2 protein-coding genes are annotated in these 1959 nt (G+C 40.4%); both read left to right on the top strand.

Going from position 1 to position 1959, the window contains the following annotated elements; genetic code table 11:
• Positions 1–478 (top strand): efflux RND transporter periplasmic adaptor subunit (locus P20311_RS17530; protein WP_036985311.1); only part of this gene is annotated, 478 nt, incomplete at its 5' end.
• A gap of 11 nt (positions 479–489) precedes the next feature.
• Positions 490–1959 (top strand): efflux RND transporter permease subunit (locus P20311_RS17525; protein WP_036985310.1); only part of this gene is annotated, 1470 nt, incomplete at its 3' end.

The following is a 1959-nucleotide window of genomic DNA, read 5'->3' as shown; positions in this document are numbered from 1 at the left end:
TGATGAAAAACAACTATGGGTTGAAGCAAAAGTTTCTCCAAATAAAAAGCTAAATTTATCAATTGATTCTCCTGCGGTACTTAAATTAGAAGGCCAGAGTTACAATGCCAAAGTTATCCAAGAAGCCCATACAATTGATCCCGTAACTCGTACAAGAATTATTAGATTGGGGGTACAGAATGCTGATGATAACCTTCATTCAGGTATGTTTGTAAAAGTTTACTTTCAGTTTGCCACAAAGCAGAAAGTGATGGCTGTGCCAGAAGAAGCATTGATCCGCAGCGCAGATGGTGATTGGACCGTATTTGTCGAAGACCACCCTGGAGAATTTAAAGCTGTAGAAGTAGAACTAGGCCGAGCCTTAGGTGATTTTAGGGAAATCATTGGCCTTGATAGTGGGACGCGAATTGTAACCAAAGGCGCATTTTTTGTTGCTTCTGAAATCGCTAAAGGCGGATTTGATCCGCATAACCACTAAGGAGCAAGACTATGTTTAATAAAATAATAGATTGGTCTGTTAATAATAGACTCCTGATTTTGATTGCGCTGTTTGCCACAATTGTCGGCGCAATTATGGTTATACCAAAACTAAATTTAGATGCCTTTCCTGATGTTACTAATGTTCAAGTTGCTGTAAATACTGAAGCGCCAGGACTAGCTGCTGAAGAAGTTGAACAACTCATTACGTACCCCATTGAAGCGGTCATGTATGCCTTACCTGATGTAGAACAAGTGCGCTCAATTTCTAAAACAGGCTTGTCTGGCGTCACGGTTGTTTTCAAAGAAGGCACCGACATTTACTTTGCAAGACAACTTGTATTTGAGCGTCTTCAAGCCGCAAAAGAACTGATACCAGAAGGTGTCGGCACACCCGAAATGGGGCCAAACACCTCAGGGCTAGGCCAAGTATTTCAGTACCTTCTTATTTCAGATAAAGATGCAGGCTATGATGCTATGGCACTCAGGAGTCTCAATGATTGGGTAGTAAAATTACTCGTTATGCCTGTCGATGGTGTTACTGATGTACTCTCCTTTGGAGGTATTGTTAGGCAGTACCAAGTAAATGTAGATCCATCTAAGCTTCTTTCTTATAACCTAACGCAAGAAGACGTTGTTGGTGCCCTAGATAACAACAATGCCAATGTTGGCGGATGGTATATGAACCGTGGGCAAGAGCAGCTTGTTATTAGAGGTGCAGGTTGGTTTGAAAGTGGTGACGCTGGTATTAGTAATATCAAACAAGTTCCCGTCAAAACAGTTGATGGGACAGTTGTGACGGTTTCGGATATTGCTAAAGTTGAAATGGGCAGTGAAATTCGTCAAGGTGCTGTCACAATGACGCGCAAAACCGAAGACGGTAAAGTCGAAAATTTAGGTGAAGTTGTCTCTGGCATTGTCTTAAAACGCATGGGGTCTAATACTAAAGCCACCATTGATGGTATCAATGCAAGAATCCCATTGATTAATCAAGCATTGCCTAAAGGTGTTCGCTTTGAACCATTTTATGATCAGGCTGATTTGATTGAAAAAGCCGTTGATACAGTAGTTGATGCACTATTACTAGCATTTATTTTCATCTGTATTGTATTAGCACTATTTTTAATGAATATACGTGCAACCTTCCTTGTCCTAATATCTATTCCAATTTCAATTGGTATCGCGTTAATGATCATGGCTTGGTGGGGCATTTCTGCAAACCTTATGTCATTGGGTGGCATTGCCGTAGCCATTGGTATGCTAGTTGATGGTTCAGTCGTGATGGTTGAAAACATGTTTAAGCATTTAAATAGACCAGACTCTACCCATTTAAAAACTGTAAAAGAAAGAGTGCCTAGTGCTGATACTGATCCACATGATGTAGAACAAGATGATCATGGTATTAAGTTACGTCTTCAAAATGCGGGTAAAGAAGTGGCTCGTCCCGTATTTTTTGCAGCTTCTATTATTTTAGTCGTATTT

It is taken from the genome of Pseudoalteromonas sp. BSi20311 (genome assembly GCF_000239875.1).
Lineage (GTDB): Bacteria > Pseudomonadota > Gammaproteobacteria > Enterobacterales > Alteromonadaceae > Pseudoalteromonas.
This window is presented reverse-complemented; position numbering and strand designations above follow the sequence as displayed.